Raw genomic sequence first — 21,310 nt, 5'->3', positions numbered from 1 at the left:
GGTAAATTGCTACTCCATGATGCAAAAAGGCAAATCAATCTATTTGCGGATCATTTTCATCGGAATCACAAAGAGGGATTAACTTCGATGAGAGAATGGTCGGTAAGGGTCAGAGTGGGTGGCAGATGCGCACCAAAAGTCGGGCCGTATCTTATTTGTAGAAGTTTAGATTTGATTTGATAGTAGGCTTTGCTGAAAGGTCGTTGCAGAGGGGGGGATTTTTATTAGGGGAGATCTGATTAAGTCCGAACTTTTATACTTCTGGAAAAGCAATATACTCATTCTTAATTTTTTGGGTTTTTTTACGGGTGGCTTTACGTTTTATCTGCATAAAAAAACAGCCCCATGCAGGGGCTGTTGATTAAAATATTGATTTGCTTAAAGTTTAAAGCGGCCAAACTGCTTGGTGAGGTAGGCGGCCAGCTCATTCAGATCATGCACGGTTTTGGTGGCTTGCTGCAGATTAGAATCGGATTGCTGCATTTGGTTGGTGATGTTTTCTGCGCTTTGCGCCATGGCCGTGGTGGCATTTTGTTGCTCGAGTGTGGCATGGGCAATTTCGCCAATTTTGGCCATCACTTCATCCATGTTTTCACGAATCGTACCAATTTTGGCTGCGGCTTCTTCAGATAAGTTCACGCCGCTTTGCACTGCCGTGATAGTGGTTTGCATATTATTAACGGCAATGCCTGTTTCTCCGCGAATCCCGTCAATCATCCCGGTAATTTCAATGGTGGCCGATGAAGTGCGCTCGGCGAGCTTGCGTACTTCATCTGCAACTACCGCAAAGCCACGGCCTTGCTCACCTGCGCGGGCGGCTTCAATCGCGGCATTGAGCGCCAGCAGATTAGTTTGATCGGCAATTTCTTTAATCACCCGGATAATGCCGCTAATGTCTTGGGCTCTTTGGTTGAGCCTGTCGAGCAGGCTGGATAAATCACCGACTTCTTTTGCCGATTTACCCACTTCATTGGCTACCTCTTTGACCGTAGATGCAGATTGGCCAGACAGTGCCCCAGTGCTGGTGACAAGCTGATTGGCATCTCTGGAATTATCGGCAATATGCGAAATGCTGACGGTGATTTCTTCAATGGTAGCGGCATTAGATGCAGATAAATCTGAAAGCCGCTGAGAATCATTAGCCAGATCATTGAGTACAGAATTGATCGAGCCTATCCCGGTAGTCAGGTTTTCTGTTTCTTTGCGAATATCAATAAACATAGTGCGTAATTGATCGGTAAAGCGGTTAAACGCTTGTGCTGTGGCGGCAATTTCATCGTTGCCATCAATTTCAATTTTACGCGTTAAATCACCACCTCCTTGGGCAATTTCTTGCATAGCAATCCGTACTTTATCCAGGCTTTTGAGCATTTTGCTAATGAGAAATCCGGCAACGGGAATGACAATAATTAAGAGAATGATCAAAGCTGCAACGGCTTGCCACACTAATTGATTAAGTGGCCCTAAAATAATCTGTTTATCAATCACCAGAATCAGGTTGATATCGGTGCCTTCAACCGGCTGCACAAAAACATATTTGTCTTCACCAGCAATACTGATTTCAGCCAGCTCGCGTGAGTTGGCAATGCTGGTCATATTGCTGGCACTTAGATCGCTGGATATATCCGTAGTGGGCTTATTGAGTTTGTCTTTTTCGCTATGCGCTAAAATTTGTCCGGTTTTATCCGCAAGGATGGCATAGCCATTGCCAGTGAGCTTGATATTTAAAACATCTTTAACCACACCTTCAAGCGAAATATCAACTGCAGCCACGCCTTTAAAGCCTGCATCGCCTTTTACCGGTGATGCAAAAGAAAGAATCAGTTGTTTACTTTCTGCATCCACATAAGGCGGGGTGAGGATGGTTTTGCCTGCGGCTACTGCTTGTTTATACCAAGGTCTGGAAGTGGGGTCGAAATCGGCGGGCATGTTAACGACATGGCCGCTAATAAATTTTTTATCAGGAGTGCCAATATAGGCTAAATCGAATTTGGCACTTTTTTCGGTTTGATATAAAGCAGGAACAGGGTCCTCTGCTTTTGCTAATGCCTCCGCCAAGCCTGAAACAATATTTTGTTTCTCTGCCACCCAGTTGCGAAGCACCACGTTGTAGCCGGTGCTAATCCCTATGATTTCATTATGCAAACTGACATTGATCATTTCATGACGCATTTTCAAATAGCTACCATATGTAAGTATAGTGCCAGAAATAAGCGTTAATAATGAAATAAACACAATCAATTTTACTTTAAGAGATTGATTCATGATTGGGCTCTTTTATGCAAACAACATGTTTTGATAGAAAAAGCAGCTGGGTGGAGCAATCAAATTGCGAATAGATCTTAATTCGCATTAAAAAAGCAAGCGCTTATTGTAAGTATTGACATGTTAATTATTACATATAAAAGAGCGAAAGCCAGGATTAATTAGCTTTCACTGATCTAAGGTATTACCCACGTATCACACGGATGACTTCATTCACATCTTGCAATTTAATTAAGATTCTTTGTAATTGCTCGGCGTCTCTGATTTCTAAAGTAAAGCGCATCATGACGCGCTGGTCTTTGCTTTGGGTATTCACTGCGGTGACGTTAATTCGTTCGCGTGACATGATGTCGCTTAAATCGCGCAATAGCGTATTGCGGTTATGGGCTTCTACTAATAAATCGGTCGCAAACACATGGCCGCGCTGAATTCCCCAGTCGGCATTAATGAGGCGTTCAGGCGCGGCGCTGGCCAGACGTTTAAGTGTGCTGCAATCGCTACGGTGAATCGAGATGCCCCGGCCTTTGGTCACAAAGCCCATCACATGATCAGGCGGCACGGGTTTGCAGCATTTGGCCAGCAGGGTCATTAGTTTATCGACGCCTTCAATTAAAATACCTTCGCCATTGCCATTGGCTCTTGCGGCTTTAATAAAGTCGTTAGGCTGCTCGGCGATGGGCTCGATAGGCGCCAGGCTTTCTCTGAAAGCTTGGTTGAGCTCTCTTTGAGAAATCTCTCCCTGGCCAAGCGCAGCGTATAGCTCTTCAATATGCTTGCAGCCTAATTTAACTGCGATGCTGTCTTGATTTGCATCCCGTGCGGCGCAGCGGGCGGCTTCTTTATCGTAAATAGAGCGGCCTGCTTCAAGGGCGATATCCTGATGCTGCTGGCGTATCCAGTGGCGGATTTTGCTGGCGGCGCGGTGGCTTTTTACATAGCCCTGATGCAGCCAGTCCAGGCTTGGCCCGCCTTCTTTTGTGGATAAGATTTCTACCCGCTGGCCGTTTTCTAATGCGGTATAGAGCGGCACAATCTGGCCGTTTACTTTGGCGCCACGGCAGCGATGGCCTAAATCGGTATGCACATGGTAGGCAAAATCAACGGCAGTGCTGCCCTTAGGCAGGGTAATCACGCGGCCTGCCGGGGTGAGAATATAAATGGTGTCGTCAAATAGCTCGGCTTTAAAGGTCTCGGCGAATTGCGTTTCGCTGGCCATATCTTCGCGCCAATCTAAGAGCTGGCGTAACCAGGCAATTTTTTCTTCATAGCGCGCATCGCCCTGGCCGCCTTCTTTATAGCGCCAGTGTGCGGCCACGCCGTATTCGGCGTGCTCGTGCATTTCTATGGTGCGGATTTGTACTTCAACCGCTTTATCATTTTCGCCAATCACGGCCGTGTGCAGGCTGCGATAAAAATTACCTTTGGGGTGGGCAATATAATCGTCAAATTCACCCGGAATAGGCTGCCAAAGATTGTGCACAATACCGAGTGCGGTATAGCAATCTTTTAAATCGGGAACCAGAATACGCACAGCGCGGATATCGTAAAGCTCGGAGAAATCGAGCTTTTTTTTCTGCATTTTTTTCCAGATGCTGAAAATATGCTTAGGCCGCCCCATTAAATCGGCTTTTACACCGGCATGATTAAGTTCAATTCTGAGTGTATTGAGCACCCCATCAATAAACTTTTCCCGATCAACCCGTCGCTCATCTAATAGCTTGGCAATTTTTTTATAGGTATCAGGGTGCAGATATCTGAAGCCTAAGTCTTCTAATTCCCATTTGATTTGCCATACCCCAAGGCGATTGGCGAGAGGGGCAAATAAATCGAGTGTTTCTTGTGCAATACGGCGGCGCACATCGTCTGGTGCGCGGGCTAGCTCGTGCATGGTTTGGGTGCGCCATGCCAGCTTGATCAGTACGGCGCGGATGTCTTCTACCATAGCGATCAACATTTTGCGTACGGCTTCAATTTGCTGTGCGGCGTCTGCGGATTTACCACCCATGGGGTGGGCCAGGCTGCGTAATTTGCTGACCTTGCTAGCTCCATCGACCAGCCGGGTGACATCGGGGCCAAAGTGGGTGTTAATCAGCTCGATGGGCTGGTTAAGCTGGGTAGGTAGCGCAAATAAGAGGGTGGCGATCACCGAATTTGCATCAAGGCGCAAATCCGCCACAATCGATGCGCTGGCTACGGCGTGCTGAAACAGCGAGCTGCCGGTATCGGTATGGATATGTTGGCCGTATTGCTCGAATATCCAATCCAGCGCTTGCCGTATGCGCACGATATCGGTGGGTGGGTAGCGCTCAGTAAGGGCGCTCAGCCAGCGATCAGGGTCTGCTGCTTCAGCAATGGATTGGGCAAGCGGGCGGGTAACGGCAACCATGGCAAATCACAATAAGAATTTAGAGGCTAATTTTGCCTACTTTGCTTGGCTAGTCATAGAGAGAACTGTGTTTATTGTAAATAATTTCTGATTTTTCTTAAAATACATAGGTTTTTTTGCTTTCAGTTGTTAATGATTTGATGGGTGGGGCTGGATGTCGGCTGTGGAAGGTCTTTTGTGTGGATCACATCTTATTTACCGTGTTTAGAGTTTGAAAAAATGTATTTTTTCTTGTACTAATTCTGTTTGTATTTTGATTTCATCTGATGAGCCGGTGAGTTGAGTAGCAAGCTCTGAATTCATGCTGGATATTGAGCCGAATTGTTGTACGGTTGAGCTGATTTGCTCAATCGCGCTGGATTGATCTGCAGCCGAGGCTGATATTTGTGAAATGAGTTCGGCCGTGCGCTGAATTGCGTTTTCAATTTGATCGAGTGCCTGAATGGCCGCGTCCGATTTTTCGATACTCGTTTGTGCCAAACCCTCAATATCAGAGGCGGCAGTTTGGCTGCGTAGCGCTAGTTTTTGTACTTCTACCGCCACCACGGCAAATCCTTTGCCATGCTCTCCAGCCCGCGCGGCTTCTATGGCGGCATTTAAGGCAAGCAGATTGGTCTGGTAGGCAATATCGTCGACGATGCTGACTTTCTTTGCGATATTTTTCATCACACCTACCGTTTCTCTTACGATTAAAGCGCCGTGCTTGGATGCTTCAACCGCGTCTTCAGATTGTCTGACTGATTGCAGGCTATTTTTGAGGGTAAGCCGGGTGGTGTGCGTGAGCTGGCCCAAGGTCGCGGTGCTTTCTTCAATGCCTGCAGCTAATTCATAGCTGGAATGATTGAGTGTTTTGGCCGTCATACTAATTTGGGCGGATAACGTTGAGAGCGCGGAAACACAGTTTTGCGTGTCTTCAATGACTTGCTTTAAATGCATGCCCATCGCTTTTATCCCTGCTAGCAAGCCTGTTGTATCTTTGGGGTTCAGTGCTGTTACAACTTGCAAATTGCCAGCCGCAATATGCGTCATCACATTGGCCATTGCGGGCTCGGCTTCTAAAATACGCAGCACTTTGCGATAAGTAGACGCCACAATAAGGCAGATCATGACGAGTGTGATGACAAGCAAGCCCAAGGCAAGCTGGCTGCTTTTTTGGGCGGTAAGGGTGGCTATTTTTTCTTCTTCTTGCTGGTAGGCGAGCGCAAGTGGAACAACAGTGTCGATCCCTTTACGATGGACGTCATAGAGCGCTTGCAATTTAAGTGCGGCTTCCTTTAAAGACAGGCTGTCATAGTTTTCTATTGCGGGCAGTAGTTGTTGTTGCAGTAGGGCTAAATACTGTTGTGCCGGGGGATAAGCCGAGTTGCGCATGGCGTTAACAATGGAGGGTGGGGATGCGCTGTTTTGCCAATATTGCTGGCGTATTTCAAAATTCTTTACGGCTATTTTCAAGTCCTGAGTTAGCTGCACACGCTGTGCATGATCAATGCTATTGATCAATTGATGTGCCAGTAAGTGGGTTTCTATTAAATTGGCAGGGGGCGGCAGGATATCGGTGGTTAAATCTTTGCTCGCGATAATGCGCTGATAGCGCGGGCCATTGATTAGAATTTCAGAAGAAATATGCCAAATAATGGCTGTTTGGGTGATTAGTAATAAAACAATAAGTAAAAGCAGGCTAATAAACTGCCGGCGCACCGTAGTTGCTTTACTCATTACCCACCTCAGGCTGATTGAATAAAATAAGAAATCAAGTATCAGGCAGAGTAAAGCATGGGGGCTTTGTCTTTTAATATGATACTTACGTATCTATATTTTATTTAATCTGATGACTTAATTTCTTCTCTTATCTAGCTTAGTCTAGGCTGTGTCTTTCTCAAATAAATGCAGGCCAATTGGCTGGATTTAATAGCGGCTACCTGCGCTTAATTCATCTTGTAAGCGATGTAGTAGTGCCAGTCTTTGCGGGCTGATCGTTCCTTCTTCAACCCCTGCACGCATGCCGCAATCCGGCTCTTGGCGGTGGCGGCAGTTGTGAAAGCGGCAAGTGCCGATGCGCTCTCTAAATTCTGGAAAATAAGCGGGTAAATCTTGTGCTGTAATATGCGCCAAGCCAAAAGACTGCAAGCCTGGGGAATCAATTAGCGCCGATTCTGCATCCAAATGATAAAACGTAGCATTGGTGGTGGTGTGCTTACCTGCGTCCAGCGCGATAGAAATCTCATTCACTCGTGCATTGGCGTCTGGCAGTAGCGCATTGGTAATGGTGGATTTGCCCATGCCTGATTGCCCCACCAATACCGAAATATGCCCAACTAAAGAAGCGCGCAGCGGGGCGATATTATCCAGCGCAGAAATTTCAACCACGTTGTAGCCCAGATTTACAAAGTATTGCAGCCGCTCTTTTGCCGCCGCAGCGGTTGGTAAATCGCATTTATTTAAGCAGATTAGGGTTTGAATACCGCCTGCTTCTGCTGCAATGGCACAGCGACTGATCAGCTCGGTAGAAAAGCTAGGCTCAGAGGCCAGCACAATAATCAGCTGGGTGACATTGGCTGCAATCAGCTTGCTTTTCCAGGCATCAGAGCGATAAAGCAGGGTTTTGCGTTCTAATACCCGCTCAATTACGGCTTGCTCATCGTTCAATATCTGGATATCGACTAAATCGCCACAGGCGAAATCCGTTTTTTTGCCACGGGTACTGGCCCGAAGGCGCTGGCCATGAGTGCGTTCAACGATATAAGACCTGCCGTGGCTAGCGACGATACGGGCTGTTTCTGTCATGAATTCGCTTTCAATGTGAGTGCGTCCGAACGTGCGGCGCAGATAAAATCATTACGGCTGATACCGTTGGCGGAATGAGTATTCCAGCGCACGCGGCAGCGGCTGTAGCTAACGTCTAAATCGGGGTGGTGATCTTGCTGATTGGCCATCCAGGCCACCGCGTTTACAAAACCCATGGTTTCGTAAAAGTTTTTAAAGCGAAATGTTTTCTCCAGATAAGTATCAGTCACGATCCAGTCTTGCAGATCGGTAGACAGCATTTCTGCTTCTACTTCGCTGAGCTTAGCTGCGCCATCTTGGCAATTTTCTGTAGTGAGTGACATTTTATTCTCTCTCTGGGGGATGAATGATTAGTAATTAGTCTAATTTAGTTTTTTCAAGGCTGCGATGCGTAATGCTGCAGGGGGGTGACTATCGTAAAACAGGCTATGCCAAGGATCGGGCGTAAGTGTGGCGGCATTGTCGCGATAAAGCTTCACCAATGCGTTAATCAAATCGCTGGCTGATGCTTGTTCTGCTGCATAGGCATCGGCTTCATATTCATGTTTGCGCGATGACATTGAGCTGAGCGGGGCAAAAATAAAAGTAAAAACCGGCATCACTAAAAAGAATAGCAAGAGGGCGGTAGCGGTGGATTGGCTATTTACGCCAAGACCCTGATAAAACCATAATTCTTGCTTTAATTGCCCTAAAATCCACAGCATGCCCAGCATCAGGCCAAAGGTCCACAGCATCCGTTTGGCAATATGGCGATGCTTAAAGTGGCCTAATTCATGGGCTAATACTGCGGCCACTTCGCTGGCATTTAAATGCTTGAGCAGGGTATCAAAAAACACAATTCGCTTGGCTTTACCAAGGCCGGTGAAATAAGCATTGCCATGGCTGGAACGCTTGGAGCCATCCATTACAAAAATGCCATTGGTTTTAAAACCGCAGCGGCTTAAGAGTGATTCGATACGCTGTTTTAAATCTGGATCAGATAAGGGTTCAAATTTATTAAAAATAGGCGCAATAAACGTCGGGAACGCCCACATTAATAAGAGTGAAAATCCTACCCATACTGCCCAAACCCATAGCCACCAATAGCTGCCCATTTGCTCCATTAGCCAAAGCACGCCAGCTAATAGCGGCAGGCCAATTACGGCCGCTACGGCAGTGGTTTTAAGTGTATCGGCAATAAATAGTTTGGCGCTCATATTATTAAAGCCAAAACTGGCTTCAATTTTAAAAGTGGAAATTAAAGTAAACGGCAGGGTGATTAAGCTATGGATGAGGGTAATGCCCATAATCAGGGCAACACCACCCCAAAGTGGCGAGCTAAACCAGCTTGAGATCAGTTGATTAATCCATTCAATCCCGCCACCCAAAGTAAATGCGCCTAAAAGCATGGCTTCAAACAGGGTAACGATCATGCCAAAACGTGTTTTTGCCACAGTGTAATCGGCCGCACGCTGATGCGAGGTTTGGGTGATCTCAGAGATAAACTCTGCAGGAACGCTGCCTCTATGGCGTTTTACATGGTTGATATGGCGCATCGCCAGCCAGAGTTGCAATATGACGCTGGCCGTTAAAGCAAACAGAAAGAGGAGGGAGAACTGATTTGCGTTCATTTGCGGGTAAAATAGCATTTTTGTGTGATTGAATAGGGCCAAGTATGCCACAAGACAAGAACCACCTCATCTGGGTTGATATGGAGATGACTGGGCTTGATCCCGAGAAAGAGCGCGTGATCGAAATTGCCGTCATTATTACCGATAGCAATCTGAATATGATTGCCGAAGGCCCCGTATTTGTGGTGCATCAGGACGATAGCATTTTAGATGCAATGGATGATTGGAATAAAAACACTCATGGCAAATCGGGCTTAATCGATAAAGTAAAAGCATCGACCTTTACTGAGGCGGAAGTCGAAGCGCAACTCATTGCCTTTTTGGAACAATACGTGCCTAAAGGCGCATCGCCACTCTGTGGTAATTCGGTGCATCAGGATCGCCGCTTCTTAGTGAAATACCTGCCTACTTTGGAAGAGTTCTTCCACTACCGCAATCTGGATGTATCGACCTTGAAAGAGCTGTGCAAACGTTGGCAGCCAGAAATCGCCAAGCAATTTAAAAAGCGCGGCGCGCATACGGCTTTAGCAGATATCCAGGAATCGATTGATGAGCTGAAGTTTTACCGCGAAAACTTTATTCGTGAGCCAGCGGTGGCAGTTCCAGCTGCGGTTTAAAAATCACCGTAGGGCGGGTGCAATCTACGAGTAATGTACGAAAAATACGTGGGTTTCACCCGCCTTACGAATTTGTGTCTATTTGAAATCTAAAGGTGTCACCCCCATGTTGGTATTAGCAACTCAACTCGGCCGCGTGCTGTTGGCGCGCGGTGAGAGCGTAACAACCGCAGAATCTTGTACCGGTGGCCTGATTGCCGGAGCGATTACCGATGTGGCAGGTAGCTCGGCTTGGTTTGAGCGTGGCTTTATTACTTATTCCAACGAAGCCAAAATGGACATGCTTGCTGTTCCACCTGATTTTATCGCTAAGTTTGGTGCAGTGAGCGAGCCAGTGGTGGCCGCCATGGTGCAAGGGGCGTGTCTTCTTGCTAATGCCGAATGGGGTGTGGCTGTGAGCGGTGTGGCTGGTCCTGCGGGGGGAAGTGCAGAAAAGCCCGTTGGTACGGTGTGCTTTGCTTTTGCCGGGCCTACTGGAATTATTATTGAACAAGAATTATTTGATGGCGATAGAGCAGAAGTGCGTATGCAAACAGTACGCCATGCTCTGATTCGCTTGATTGAGTTGATTGAAGAGCAAGATTAATTGGATTAACTTTCTTAAAAAAATCTGCAGACACAGAGGGGCAATACAGTCCACGGAGAAAAAAATCAGCTGAGGCTACGTTATTTGAATGAGATAAAGGTTTTCTCTGTGTGCTCTGTGGTCTGGTTTTTATCTCTGTGTCTACAGGTTTTTTTAGAAATTGCGCTAATAAGGAAAATAAATGACCACGGTAGTTGTCGTTAAAAAAGGCGATCAGATCGCCATTGCGGCGGATAGCCAATCTACTTTTGGTGATACCCGGCTAGGCGCGGGGGACGATGCGTGTTGGAATAAAATTTTTGCTGCACACGATGGATATTTTTCGATTGCAGGCAGCGCTGCTCACGATTTAGTTTTGCAAGCAGTGCTTAAAAAAGTAAAAAATCTGGATTTTAGCGATAGACCCGCTATTTTTGAAAGCTTCAGAAAGCTACATCCAAAACTTAAAGACGACTTCTTTCTAAAAGTAGACGAAGAGGAAGACGATCCCTACGAATCCAGCCAAATGACCGTGCTGCTGGCTAATCCGCACGGCATTTTTGCTGTCTATAGCCTGCGTGAAGTTTATGAATACCAGCGTTTCTGGGGCATAGGCAGTGGCCGTGATTATGCAATTGGCGCGATGAATGCCGTTTACGATAATCCTGATTTAAGCGCGGCTGATATCGCCCGTATCGGGATTGAAGCAGGTTGTGCTTTTGATGTGAGCTCATCGATGCCAATGACCAGCTATACCGTTGAACGCGTGCAATCTAGCGCGATTAAAACTAAAAAATAATACTTGTAGCTCAATATTCTGAGTCACAGCTTTTTAAGTAGAGAGTAAAAATGAAAGATTCACTAGAGCGTTTTCTGTTTGATGGCCTGCCGGTGCGCGGCGAAATCGTTCAGCTTGATGCAACCTATAAAGAAGTTCTGACTCGTCATCCTTACCCGCCGGTTTTACAAAAGCGCATTGGCGAATTACTTTCCGCTGCTGCCTTACTCACTGCAACCATTAAGCTTGATGGCACTTTAGTGATGCAATTGCGTGGCAATGGCCCGCTAAAAATGTTGGTGGTTGAATGCACCAGCGAGATGACATTGCGTGCTACCGCACGCTGGGAAGGCTTGATTCCTAGCGATGCCACGCTGGCCGAGCTGATTGGCCAAGGTCAGTTTGCTATCATGATCGACCCGCAAGACGGTGAGACATGGCAGGGCATTGTGGGCTTTGAAAAAGGTCAGAGTGTGGCTGAAATCATCGAAAATTATATGCAGCGCTCAGAGCAGCTCGATACCAAAATCTGGCTGGCGGCCGACGGCGAAATGGCTGGTGGGCTCCTGATTCAAAAGCTACCAGAAGGTCAGGGCGATGCAGATGGGTGGGATAGAGTCACTGCCTTATCGCAAACCATTCAAGACGAAGAGCTGCTTAGTCTGCCGCTGCGCGAAACACTCTATCGTCTGTATAACGAAGAAAAAGTCCGTATTTTCGACCCGGTATTCCCAAGCTTCGCCTGCACTTGCTCCAGAGAGCGCGTAGGTGGCATGCTGAAAATGCTAGGCAAAGAAGAAATCGAAGGCTTGCTCGCCGAGCATGGCCATGTGGATGTGGGTTGCGAGTTTTGCAACGAAAAATACCAGTTCGACCAAGTAGATGTTACCCAGCTCTTTATCGGGCACGGGATTACCGAAGTGAATCCGCAATTGCATTAAGGATGGATGGTTGATGAGAAGCCCCGCCCAGCTTGCCCAGGATCAGTTAGATGCCTACAACGCTAAAGACCTAGACGCTTTTTGTGCCTGCTATAGCGCTGATGTGAAAGTTTGGTGGCCACCTGCGGCTAGACCAAGTATGCAGGGCTTGGATCAATTTAAGGCCCGCTATGCAGCTAGCTCTTTCGCGAATCTTCAGCAGCGCGCCGAGGTGAGTCAGCGGATCGTGATGGGCAATAAGGTGGTCGATCACGAATGGGTATATGGGCGCAGCGATGAGCCTGAAGCCGTTGTCGTGATTTATCACTGCGAGGCAGGGCTGATTAAGGACGTGTTCTTTTTTAGCTCGTGAAAACGCCGTCTAAGTTGAATGATTCGATACTTTTGCTATAGGCGCTGCAAAAAAATGCCCCGATCTTTTCGGGGCATTTTAGTTATGTCTTCGTGCTTATTGTGCTGCTGCAGGCTCTTGCCAAGGCAGTGGCACATTGATGCCATTGAGCATGAAAGCGCCTTTTTCTAGCGAGGCTTTGGCAGAGAGCAGGCCGTTTTCGCTGCGGATCAGGTTTTGATCGGTGAGCTTGTTGATCTGGCCTTCTACAAATTGTCCTGCCAGATAATCGAGATCGTCTGCTGCTACGCCGCTATCCGGTCCGCCGAACATATTACGGGCTTGCCACATCACCATGGTTTCGATCACTTTGCGCGGTACAGAGAAATCGGCTTTGGCGTGGAGTTTGCTTACAAATTCAACCGGTTTATCAAGGTCGGTCGGTTTGAAGCCTTTGAGGCCCACTTCGGTGGTAAAGCGGATCGAGCCATCGGGGAGCTTAACGTCGAACTTTTTAATCGCCAGCAGGGGGTCATGCGTAAGCAGCGGCATGCCGTGGGTTTTAACCAGCTTAACTAACTCGGCAGAGAATTCATCGCGGTTCAGTTGTTTTTTCTGTAGCGCAGTAAATTCATCAGCAAGCTTAGCAAGCGTTGGGCCGTGCAAATGGCTGGCTGTGGCTTGCAGCTCGGCAGGGCCATATGGTTGATCGTCGAGGATGAGCTTGGCTAAATTGATATTTGCGCCGCCGTTAATAAACTCGCCTTCTTCCACAATATTGCCCGCGTATTTCAGGTTTTCCAGCTTGAGTTTAATCGGGGTGTTTTCTGAAAGCTGCATATCAAAGCCAGCCAGATTGGCTGTGGTTGTGCCCAGCATCACGCCTGTTTTACCGCGCACATGATCAAAGCCAAAGCTTAAATCATTAAAGGCAAATGAGAGCTTGCCCTTGGCTTCGCCAGATAAACCGGGTGCATTGGCAATCAGTTTAACGCTATTAAAATCACCACCGTAATTGAGTGTGGCATCAAAGCCTTTCCATTTGGCTTTTACACCAGAAATAGCTTCTTCATAATCAAAGCTCGGTACTTTTACAGAAATAACGCCATCGTCATTAAAGCCGATTCGGTTTTCAATATGAATGGGCTTTTGTGTGCCAAAGAATTGGGTTAAAAACTTTTGCGTTTCTGGCGAGAAAACAAATTCAGATTCAACCACTGCTTTATAGGGGCGCAAATTAAAGCTGCTGAGCAGTGGGAAAGGGCCGTGTTTAATATGCTGGGTATAGGTCACTTTAAATTTAGGCAGCTCGGTGCCCGCACGCTCAATAAAAAAGCGATAAAGCTCGGGATTAAGCAGCAGCGTGGTTTTTTCGCTGGAGCTAAACCAGCCGGGCTGATATTCACGATTTTTTACAATAAAGTAGGGCAGGCTGCTTAGCCATTCGTGCTGTTTTTTTAGTGTTTTTTCAGCGGCTTGCCCAGCCACATAAGCACCGCCAATATAGGCTGTGGATAGGATGGCGGCTGTGATTGCACTACCCAGTAATACTTTACGTTTCACCATTGTCTCCGACATTCAATATCGTGCCTTGCGCATCAAAAAGGCGTAAGTAAGATGCTAGCTTGGCAGAAAAACGGGCGCTTGTGGCGCCCGTTCAGATTGGATTTTAGATCCGTTGCGCGAGTTCTACAGCTTTACCAATGTAGTTCCATGGTGTCAGCTCTTTCAGGCGGGCCTTTTCTTGCTCGGGAATTTCTAAGCCATCAATAAACACCGCTAATGCTTCACGGGTAATGCCGCTTTTTCCCCGTGTGAGCTCTTTTAACTGCTCATAAGGATTAGGCACGGCATAACGGCGCATCACCGTTTGAATCGGCTCAGCCAGCACTTCCCAGTTGGCGTTCAAATCATCCAGCATGGCTTGGCGATTGACTTCCAGCTTGTTCAGGCCTTTTAAACAGGCACCATAAGCCAGCAAGCTATAGCCCAAACCTACACCCATATTACGTAGTACGGTGGAGTCGGTCAGGTCACGTTGCCAACGGCTGATTGGTAGTTTTTGCGATAGATGGGTCAGCATCGCATTAGCCATGCCCAGATTACCTTCGGAGTTTTCGAAGTCAATTGGATTCACTTTATGCGGCATCGTGCTGGAGCCAATTTCGTTCTTATTCACACGCTGTTTAAAGAAGCCCAGCGAGATATATCCCCAGATATCGCGGTTCATATCAATAAGAATGGTGTTGGCACGGGTAAACGTGTCGTACAGCTCGCTCATATAATCGTGCGATTCAATTTGCGTGCTGTAGGCGTTAAAGCTGATACCCAAGCCTTCTACAAAACGGCGGCAGAAGCTTTCCCAATCAAAATCAGGGTAGGCGGAAATGTGGGCGTTGTAGTTACCTACGGCACCATTGATCTTGCCAAGCAGCTCGATTTTTTCGATGCGAACCAGTTGGCGCTCAAGACGGTAAGCCACATTGGCCATTTCTTTGCCCATGGTGGTCGGTGTCGCTGGCTGGCCGTGGGTACGGCTCATCATCGGCGCATCGGCTAAGGCGTGAGCTAGCTCTTTGAGCTTACTGACCATTTCTTTGAGCTTAGGCAACATCACTGCATCACGAGCGCCTTTTAACATCAGGGCGTGGCTCAGGTTGTTGATGTCTTCTGAAGTGCAAGCAAAATGGATGAATTCATTCGCAGCGCTGACTTCGGCATTACCGGATAAACGTTCTTTCATCCAGTATTCCACGGCTTTTACGTCGTGGTTGGTAGTGCGCTCAATGGTTTTCACTTCCAGCGCGTGCTCTGGTGAAAATTGGGCGACAACCGCATCGAGTTCAGCGATGGTGGCTGCAGAGAAAGGCTTAATCTCTTCAATCGCGGCTTCTGCAGCAAGGGCTTTTAGCCAAGCAATTTCAACGGTAACGCGGTTTTTAACCAGCGCGTATTCGCTAAAATAAGGACGTAAATCGGCGAGCTGTTTTTCATAACGACCGTCGAGCGGGGATAAGGCGGTAAGAGCGGAAAGTTCCATTGCGAGCCAAGTCTCACGTCTGCAAAAATCAAGGTGCTAATTTTAACACAGCCCGCGCTTGCTGCTCTGGGCAAACTTCATTTGCAAGGCAAATGAAGTTGGGTAAAGGGCGTCGGGATGTTGTTTTCTGGCTGATAAACGGTATTTGCCTCATTGCTATATCCGGTGGTTTTTTCTTATCCTACTTATGCTTTAAGTATTTGATCAGCTTTACGAAATGTTGTTTTCTTGCTTGTCTTGGCCTGTTTGCAACGTCAGGATAAATAAGGATGACAGCACTGCCTTTGTCTTGTAAGAATGTCACTACAAATAAATCAATATGAGGATGGGGCGATGGACACGCAAATTACAGCAGACTGGCAAAATTGGATTGTTGATAATTTAGCCAGGGGTTGCGTACCGCAATCACTGGTTGAAGTGATGGCTGGCAAAGGGTTTGATCCCATTTTTGCCAATGCCGTGGTTTTTCATTTTTCTAATGTATCAACTCAGACTAAAACGGCGGCTGTGCCTGCTGCTGCGTATATTGCGGAGCCAGCTCGGTTTCCGATGGAAGGTGGGGTGATTCATACCCATGATCGCATCGTTCGGGTAACGGCAAGGGTGGCCAAACCGATTGTGGCTATCCTGGACGATTTATTGTCGATGGAAGAATGCGATGAGCTGGTGCGCTTATCACAAAGCAAGCTCAAGCGATCGACCATTGTGGACCCGCAAACGGGGGCTGAAGAAGTCATCGATGATCGCAGTAGCTTTGGTACTTTTTTTACTGTGAATGAAAACGAGTTTATCGCTAGGTTGGATCGCCGGATTGCGGATGTGATGCACTGGCCGATTGAAAACGGTGAAGGTCTGCAAATTTTAAATTACAAAATTGGCGGCGAATACAAACCGCATTTTGATTATTTCCCAGTTGCGGATCAAGGCAGTCAGGTTCATCTAAAAAATGGCGGCCAGCGTGTATCCACTTTAGTCATGTATTTAAATGATGTGGATGAGGGCGGCGAAACTATTTTTCCTGAGCTGGGCTTGGCTGTTGCGCCTAAAAAAGGCTCTGCCGTTTATTTTGAATACTGTAATAGCCATAGCCAAACCGATCCTTTAACCCTGCACGGAGGCAACCCTGTGCTCAAAGGCGAAAAATGGATTGCCACCAAATGGATGCGTCAGGGGCGATTTGGCTGATAGGCCAAGGAGTAGGTCGGGTTAGGCGGTTTATTCACGGTTTTTTGGCGGATAAATCGGCGTAACCCGACATGCTCAGATGAAAAAATCAGAAATCATGGCGTAGGGCGCACTCGAGGCTCGGTGAGCGGCGGTTTTCGTTGCTCAACACGCAGTGCGCCACACTGCACCATTCACAGCCGCCACCCTAGCCCTGATCCGCCCGTCGTAAACTTAGTGTTTCACCTCGTTCGGTAATGGCGCTTAGCTGCTCTAGCCGAGGCTGAATATCAATGCCTCGTTCTGCCAGCCATGCATCGTTGTAGTAAGAATGCGCATAGCGCTCGCCGCTATCGCAAAGCAGGGTAACGATGCTGCCGCTTTGCCCGGCGGTTTTCATTTCTAGTGCCAAAGCCAGTACGCCAGCCAAATTGCAGCCAGTGGACCCGCCCACTCTGCGGCCTAGCTTTTCAGATAGCCAGCGCGTGGCGGCAATCGATAGCGCGTCGGGCACTTGAAACATACTGTCGATCACCGAGGGTATAAAAGACGCTTCTACCTTAGGGCGGCCTATACCTTCGATTAAAGAGCCACATTGCAAGCTTAAGCTGCGATCTTTGCTGCAAAAAGCGTCAAAAAATACCGAGTTATCTGGGTCTACGCAGGCAATTTGCGTGCTGTGCTGGCGATAGCGTACATAGCGCCCCAAGGTGGCCGATGTGCCGCCTGTGCCACAGCTGGCGACGATCCATTTAGGAATCGGGTGAGGCTCCAGTGCCATCTGCGCAAAAATAGATTCGGCAATATTATTATTGGCTCGCCAATCGGTGGCACGCTCGGCGTAGGTAAACTGATCCATAAAGTGGCCGTTGGTTTCTGCGGCAAGCCTGAGCGATTCGCTATGCAGCGTGGTTGGGTCATTCACTAAATGGCACAGCCCGCCATAAAAAGTAATCGCCGCAATTTTTTCCGGGCTGGTTGATGCGGGCATCACGGCAATAAAGGGTAGTCCTAAAAGCCGTGCAAAATAAGCCTCAGAAATAGCAGTTGAGCCGCTCGATGCTTCAATCACGGTGCTTTTGGCGTTAATCCAGCCATTGGCTAGTGAATATAAAAAGAGTGAGCGTGCCAGACGGTGCTTTAAGCTGCCCGTTGGATGGCTTGATTCATCTTTTAAATAGAAATCAATGCCGGGAAAACCCGGTAAATCAAGCGGGATTAAATGGGTATCTGCAGAGCGATTAAAATCAGCTTCAATAGTGCGAATCGCACGGGCAACCCAAGCGCGGCTATCTGTCATTATGAGTTATCATTTTAGTGCGAAAGATGGCACAGCATTCCATGAGAGCGAGCGCGGTTCAAGTTAAAAATGCTTGGGGATGATGGGGGGCCGTTATAAAAAATGCTGAGGGTTTGGCGCACGCAAATAGAAATAGGTATAAAAAAAGGCACCTCAGGTGCCTTTTTGTAATTTTTGCTGCTTATTTTTTAGCAGGCATGCTGGCTTTTACTGCCTTATCAGCTTTTTCCATTTTGCTTGCGGCCTGGCTGGCTTTCATGGGCTTTTCCATCTTTTCTACTTTGGTGGCTGCTGCAGGCGCTGCCATTTTGCCGCCCACTGATACTTCTGCTTTTACTTTATTGAAAACGCCATCTTTAATGCCGGGGACTTTCTTTAGGTCTTCTGCGCTTTTAAACGGGCCATTTTTACTGCGATATTCGATAATCGCTTTGGCTTTAGCAGGCCCAAGTCCGTTAACCGCTTCCAGTTGTTCTTGGCTGGCGGTGTTAATATCTACAGCAGCAAGAGTCATACCACTAAGAGCAAAGGCACTTAGCAAGGCAATAAGCCATTTTTTCATGAGATTCCCTTTAATTTAAGATAAACACGCGGGCCAATGCCCCAACTGAGGCAATGCGGCTTAAATATAGCATGCCTTGTTGGTGCGCGCTTTTCGTGTCAGATTAGGTTCAGCTTATGGTTGCAATTACACCCGAACAAGCCGTTGGGCATTACGAGAATTTTCCCGTGGCCTCTTTACTTTTGCCTCGAAAATACCGTAAGGCGGTGGTGGCGGTTTATCATTTTGCCCGCCATGCCGATGATTTGGCGGATGAAGGTGATGCTGCACCAGCAGAGCGTTTAAGCGCACTGGCAGCATGCCGGGCAGAGCTAGATTTAATCGTGGCAAAGCAAACGCCGCTTACTGCGCGCTATCAAGCTCTTGCCCTAGCCACGCACCAATATCACATCCCTATCCAGCTTTATCACGATCTGCTTGATGCGTTTACACAAGATGTGACTAAGCATCGCTTTGCCGATTTTGGCGAGTTGATGTATTACTGCCGGCGTTCAGCTAATCCGGTTGGGCGCATTCTGCTCCATATCTTTGGCCTTGCTACACCGCGTAATCTGGCCTTATCCGATGGTATTTGCAGTGCCTTGCAGCTGATTAATTTTTGGCAGGATGTAGAAAAAGACTGGGCCAATGGCCGTGTTTATTTTCCCCTAGCCGATTTAGAGCGCTTTGGGGTGAGCGAAGCGCAAATTGCCGCAGGTGAAGTGGATGCAAACTGGCGACGCTTAATGGCGTTTCAGGTGCGGCGCAGCCAGAAAATGCTGCACGCTGGCGCGCCGCTCGGCAAAATTTTACCTGGCCGGATCGGCCTAGAAATCCGCCTGACTATCTTGGGGGGCGATGCAATTTTGGAAAAGTTGAAGCTACAGCCTGATGTTTTCCGCCATCGTCCCGTATTAACTTGGCAAGACTGGCCGCGTTTACTGTGGCGGGCGATTCGGGTGAAGTAGCTGCGTGCATTGAATGTGTGATTTGTCGGCTGTGGCGAGGTTTTTCTTATTGCATTTCAAAATGCTGCCGGATGCGCTCTTTGAGTAAGTCATGCGCATCGGCTTCGCTGATATTGGCTAGCTTCTGAAAAATACCTGCCGCCAGCGGGCGGAAAATGTCCATCACGCTGGGGTCGAAGTGGCTGGCTCTGCCTTGTTCCAGAATGTCCATCGCCTCATCAAAGTCCATGGGTTCTTTGTAAGGGCGTTTAGAGCATAGGGCGTCAAATACATCGGCTACGGCAAAGATCCGTGCTGAAAGCGGAATCTCTTCACCTTGAAGCTGGCGCGGGTAGCCGGATCCGTCCCATTTTTCATGGTGGGCGGCGACCACTTCATGAGCACCATCTAGCCAGCCCATCCCTTTTACAATTTGCTCGCCTTGGCTGACATGCGTTCGCATAATCGCCAGCTCGGCGTCATCTAGCTTGCCGGGTTTTAATAAGATGGCGTCGGGGATGCCGATTTTGCCCACATCATGTAAAAAACTTCCTGCAATTAAGCCTTGCATTTCTCTGCCTGAAGGCCCTGATTTTATTCGCTCGGCAATAAAGGCGGCAATCCAGGCTACGCGGTAGTTGTGTGCGCCGGTATCAGAGTCTCGTTTGGCAATGGCTCGGCCCAGTGCTTCCATCATGGAAATATGCGAATCGAGCACTTCGCGGGCTTTGCGTGCATTATCTGTAGAAAGATGCACAACGACCGGATAAAGTGCTGTGCCACAGAGGAGCGCTGCAAGGCAAACCATTAGCGCAACCGTAAGTGATGAATAAAGTATTTGCCGGTGCTGCCATGCCGGCACGACTCGCACCCCTTCAAAATAGCCTGTGATCGTGTTGTTTGAGCCACGCAGTGGCACAAAAACTCTTAAAACCCAGCGATTGCCTGGGAGCTTTAAACTCTCATATGAAGCTTGGCTGTAGTTGGGTTGGCCATGTGCAGCTAGGTAAGACTCCACAGCTTCGCCTTCGCTGGTTAAGGATTCGGCTAATTTTTGCCCCGCATGGTTATAAATCTCTGCAATATCAAATAAGCCGCCGGATATAGTTTGAGCCGCGCTTTTGGCGTGCTCTACAGTATTGGGGCCGCTTAAATTAATTGCGTCGTAGTGATGAAGTAAACGCCCTGATTCTTCAATGGCCAGCGAAACAATTCCTTCCTCGGCGTTCTCTTTTTCTACATACCACGCCACGGGGCTGGCTAAAGAGGCGAGCGCAATACTGACAGCGGCAATTCGAATCGCAGTACGCTTTTTGAAGGCATTCATGTGCAAATTGCCATTTTATCTAAAATGATGGGTAGGAGATGAGCAAGGTGGATGCATGTTTATACTTCGGCTTGCTGATTACGAGCCAAGCCTTTGTGTCAGCGCACTGTATATCTTAGTAGGCTGTGCTCTGGAAGCAATAGTCAGCCTTGCCATGCAGATATGTTTTATGTGATCGCTTAGATTGAATGCTTGGGAGAAGGAGGGGATATGTGGCGAGGATGTTTGCTGATTTTGTTACTCAGCGCCTGCAGGGCAGAGCAAGCCTCGAATACATTGATATCTGGTCTTGTGATTAAGGTGATGGATGGGGATTCGCTGGTGATTCGTGATGATAAAAATCAAGAGCATCAGTTGCGCTTGGCTTTTATCGATGCGCCAGAATACAGCCAGCCTTTTGGTAGCGAGGCGCGGCGTCATCTGGATCGATGGGTTTATCAGAAGCGAGTTCAAGTGCAGGTAATAGATAGCGATCGTTATCAGCGCCGAGTGGTGGTATTGCATTTAAAAAATACAGATATAAATAGCGAGCAAATTAAGGCGGGCTTTGCCTGGCACTATCAGCACTTTGCTAAAGGTAAGCAAAGCACGGTCGATTTTGAGCACTACCAAAGTTTAGAGCAGCAAGCTCGGCAGGCCAAAATAGGGCTTTGGCAAGAAAGTGGGCCTGTGCCGCCTTGGGATTATCGCAAGGCGCACAAGGTGAATTAAAAA

Annotated in this window: 19 protein-coding genes; 8 read left to right on the top strand and 11 right to left on the bottom strand. The window is 47.9% G+C overall.

The genetic code is table 11. From position 1 onward, the window contains the following. Positions 1-378: 378 nt before the first annotated feature. From VN23_RS13285 to VN23_RS13260, 6 genes are all read right to left on the bottom strand, one after another. Positions 379-2,265 carry a methyl-accepting chemotaxis protein gene (locus VN23_RS13285; RefSeq protein ID WP_046352325.1) on the bottom strand — a complete coding sequence of 629 codons (1,887 nt, stop codon included), beginning with the start codon at positions 2,263-2,265 and terminating at the stop codon, positions 379-381. A 184-nt stretch (positions 2,266-2,449) separates the two neighbouring features. Next, positions 2,450-4,651: a RelA/SpoT family protein gene (locus tag VN23_RS13280; protein WP_046352324.1), complete on the bottom strand. Its 2,202-nt coding sequence runs from the start codon at positions 4,649-4,651 to the stop codon at positions 2,450-2,452. 204 nt (positions 4,652-4,855) lie between these two features. Beyond that, positions 4,856-6,367, bottom strand: a complete 1,512-nt coding sequence (locus VN23_RS13275) for a methyl-accepting chemotaxis protein (protein ID WP_046352323.1) — start codon at positions 6,365-6,367, stop codon at positions 4,856-4,858. Positions 6,368-6,556: 189 nt separating this feature from the next. Continuing rightward, entirely contained in the window at positions 6,557-7,435 is an 879-nt protein-coding gene (rsgA, locus tag VN23_RS13270) for a ribosome small subunit-dependent GTPase A (RefSeq protein WP_046352322.1), read from the bottom strand. Continuing rightward, positions 7,432-7,758 carry a 4a-hydroxytetrahydrobiopterin dehydratase gene (locus VN23_RS13265; protein WP_046352321.1) on the bottom strand — a complete coding sequence of 109 codons (327 nt, stop codon included), beginning with the start codon at positions 7,756-7,758 and terminating at the stop codon, positions 7,432-7,434. The genes rsgA and VN23_RS13265 overlap by 4 nt, the downstream gene beginning before the upstream one ends. Before the next feature lie 39 nt (positions 7,759-7,797). Then, entirely contained in the window at positions 7,798-9,045 is a 1,248-nt protein-coding gene (locus VN23_RS13260; protein ID WP_046352598.1) for a M48 family metallopeptidase, read from the bottom strand. Between the two features lie 44 nt (positions 9,046-9,089). Between VN23_RS13260 and orn the strand changes: the two genes are divergently transcribed. The 5 genes from orn to VN23_RS13235 all read left to right on the top strand — a co-directional run bounded on the left by orn (position 9,090) and on the right by VN23_RS13235 (position 12,298). Beyond that, entirely contained in the window at positions 9,090-9,662 is a 573-nt protein-coding gene (gene orn, locus VN23_RS13255; RefSeq protein ID WP_046352320.1) for an oligoribonuclease, read from the top strand. A gap of 106 nt (positions 9,663-9,768) precedes the next feature. Further along, the gene (locus VN23_RS13250) at positions 9,769-10,248 is read left to right on the top strand and encodes a CinA family protein (protein WP_046352319.1); all 480 of its coding nucleotides are present in this window, start codon (positions 9,769-9,771) and stop codon (positions 10,246-10,248) included. Between the two features lie 181 nt (positions 10,249-10,429). Next, positions 10,430-11,026 carry an MFS transporter gene (locus tag VN23_RS13245; RefSeq protein WP_046352318.1) on the top strand — a complete coding sequence of 199 codons (597 nt, stop codon included), beginning with the start codon at positions 10,430-10,432 and terminating at the stop codon, positions 11,024-11,026. 50 nt (positions 11,027-11,076) lie between these two features. Continuing rightward, positions 11,077-11,946, top strand: a complete 870-nt coding sequence (gene hslO, locus VN23_RS13240) for an Hsp33 family molecular chaperone HslO (RefSeq protein WP_046352317.1) — start codon at positions 11,077-11,079, stop codon at positions 11,944-11,946. Between the two features lie 13 nt (positions 11,947-11,959). Next, a complete protein-coding gene (locus tag VN23_RS13235) occupies positions 11,960-12,298 on the top strand; it encodes a nuclear transport factor 2 family protein (protein WP_046352316.1) in 339 nt (112 codons plus the stop codon). A gap of 96 nt (positions 12,299-12,394) precedes the next feature. Here VN23_RS13235 and VN23_RS13230 read toward each other — a convergent pair whose 3' ends face one another. Next, positions 12,395-13,855: a YdgA family protein gene (locus VN23_RS13230; protein WP_082752783.1), complete on the bottom strand. Its 1,461-nt coding sequence runs from the start codon at positions 13,853-13,855 to the stop codon at positions 12,395-12,397. Positions 13,856-13,946: 91 nt separating this feature from the next. After that, positions 13,947-15,317, bottom strand: coding sequence for an adenylosuccinate lyase (gene purB, locus VN23_RS13225; protein WP_046352314.1), 1,371 nt, complete (start codon positions 15,315-15,317; stop codon positions 13,947-13,949). Between the two features lie 333 nt (positions 15,318-15,650). Here purB and VN23_RS13220 point away from each other — a divergent pair, with 333 nt between their 5' ends. Further along, positions 15,651-16,502, top strand: coding sequence for a 2OG-Fe(II) oxygenase (locus VN23_RS13220; RefSeq protein ID WP_046352313.1), 852 nt, complete (start codon positions 15,651-15,653; stop codon positions 16,500-16,502). A gap of 187 nt (positions 16,503-16,689) precedes the next feature. Here VN23_RS13220 and VN23_RS13215 read toward each other — a convergent pair whose 3' ends face one another. Beyond that, on the bottom strand, positions 16,690-17,781 hold the full coding sequence (locus VN23_RS13215; RefSeq protein ID WP_046352312.1) for a PLP-dependent cysteine synthase family protein: 1,092 nt from the start codon (positions 17,779-17,781) through the stop codon (positions 16,690-16,692). Between the two features lie 181 nt (positions 17,782-17,962). After that, the gene (locus tag VN23_RS22250; RefSeq protein ID WP_046352311.1) at positions 17,963-18,343 is read right to left on the bottom strand and encodes a ComEA family DNA-binding protein; all 381 of its coding nucleotides are present in this window, start codon (positions 18,341-18,343) and stop codon (positions 17,963-17,965) included. Between the two features lie 116 nt (positions 18,344-18,459). On the opposite strand from VN23_RS22250, the gene hpnC reads away from it, so the two are divergent. Then, positions 18,460-19,290: a squalene synthase HpnC gene (gene hpnC / locus VN23_RS13205; RefSeq protein WP_046352310.1), complete on the top strand. Its 831-nt coding sequence runs from the start codon at positions 18,460-18,462 to the stop codon at positions 19,288-19,290. Positions 19,291-19,336: 46 nt separating this feature from the next. Here hpnC and VN23_RS13200 read toward each other — a convergent pair whose 3' ends face one another. Beyond that, a complete protein-coding gene (locus VN23_RS13200) occupies positions 19,337-20,596 on the bottom strand; it encodes an HD-GYP domain-containing protein (RefSeq protein WP_046352309.1) in 1,260 nt (419 codons plus the stop codon). 210 nt (positions 20,597-20,806) lie between these two features. On the opposite strand from VN23_RS13200, the gene VN23_RS13195 reads away from it, so the two are divergent. Then, a complete protein-coding gene (locus VN23_RS13195) occupies positions 20,807-21,307 on the top strand; it encodes a thermonuclease family protein (RefSeq protein WP_052746631.1) in 501 nt (166 codons plus the stop codon). Positions 21,308-21,310 lie beyond the last annotated feature (3 nt).

The organism is Janthinobacterium sp. B9-8 (genome assembly GCF_000969645.2).
Taxonomy (GTDB): domain Bacteria; phylum Pseudomonadota; class Gammaproteobacteria; order Burkholderiales; family Chitinibacteraceae; genus Iodobacter.
The sequence above is the reverse complement of the archived record's forward strand: the minus strand, read 5'-3'. Positions and strand labels throughout refer to the sequence as shown.

Coding starts and splice junctions, on each gene's coding strand:
- VN23_RS13285 (WP_046352325.1), bottom strand. CDS start 2,265: ATGAATCAATCTCTTAAAGTAAAATTGATTGTGTTTATTTCATTATTA.
- VN23_RS13280 (WP_046352324.1), bottom strand. CDS start 4,651: ATGGTTGCCGTTACCCGCCCGCTTGCCCAATCCATTGCTGAAGCAGCA.
- VN23_RS13275 (WP_046352323.1), bottom strand. CDS start 6,367: ATGAGTAAAGCAACTACGGTGCGCCGGCAGTTTATTAGCCTGCTTTTA.
- rsgA (WP_046352322.1), bottom strand. CDS start 7,435: ATGACAGAAACAGCCCGTATCGTCGCTAGCCACGGCAGGTCTTATATC.
- VN23_RS13265 (WP_046352321.1), bottom strand. CDS start 7,758: ATGTCACTCACTACAGAAAATTGCCAAGATGGCGCAGCTAAGCTCAGC.
- VN23_RS13260 (WP_046352598.1), bottom strand. CDS start 9,045: ATGAACGCAAATCAGTTCTCCCTCCTCTTTCTGTTTGCTTTAACGGCC.
- orn (WP_046352320.1), top strand. CDS start 9,090: ATGCCACAAGACAAGAACCACCTCATCTGGGTTGATATGGAGATGACT.
- VN23_RS13250 (WP_046352319.1), top strand. CDS start 9,769: ATGTTGGTATTAGCAACTCAACTCGGCCGCGTGCTGTTGGCGCGCGGT.
- VN23_RS13245 (WP_046352318.1), top strand. CDS start 10,430: ATGACCACGGTAGTTGTCGTTAAAAAAGGCGATCAGATCGCCATTGCG.
- hslO (WP_046352317.1), top strand. CDS start 11,077: ATGAAAGATTCACTAGAGCGTTTTCTGTTTGATGGCCTGCCGGTGCGC.
- VN23_RS13235 (WP_046352316.1), top strand. CDS start 11,960: ATGAGAAGCCCCGCCCAGCTTGCCCAGGATCAGTTAGATGCCTACAAC.
- VN23_RS13230 (WP_082752783.1), bottom strand. CDS start 13,855: ATGTCGGAGACAATGGTGAAACGTAAAGTATTACTGGGTAGTGCAATC.
- purB (WP_046352314.1), bottom strand. CDS start 15,317: ATGGAACTTTCCGCTCTTACCGCCTTATCCCCGCTCGACGGTCGTTAT.
- VN23_RS13220 (WP_046352313.1), top strand. CDS start 15,651: ATGGACACGCAAATTACAGCAGACTGGCAAAATTGGATTGTTGATAAT.
- VN23_RS13215 (WP_046352312.1), bottom strand. CDS start 17,781: ATGACAGATAGCCGCGCTTGGGTTGCCCGTGCGATTCGCACTATTGAA.
- VN23_RS22250 (WP_046352311.1), bottom strand. CDS start 18,343: ATGAAAAAATGGCTTATTGCCTTGCTAAGTGCCTTTGCTCTTAGTGGT.
- hpnC (WP_046352310.1), top strand. CDS start 18,460: ATGGTTGCAATTACACCCGAACAAGCCGTTGGGCATTACGAGAATTTT.
- VN23_RS13200 (WP_046352309.1), bottom strand. CDS start 20,596: ATGAATGCCTTCAAAAAGCGTACTGCGATTCGAATTGCCGCTGTCAGT.
- VN23_RS13195 (WP_052746631.1), top strand. CDS start 20,807: ATGTGGCGAGGATGTTTGCTGATTTTGTTACTCAGCGCCTGCAGGGCA.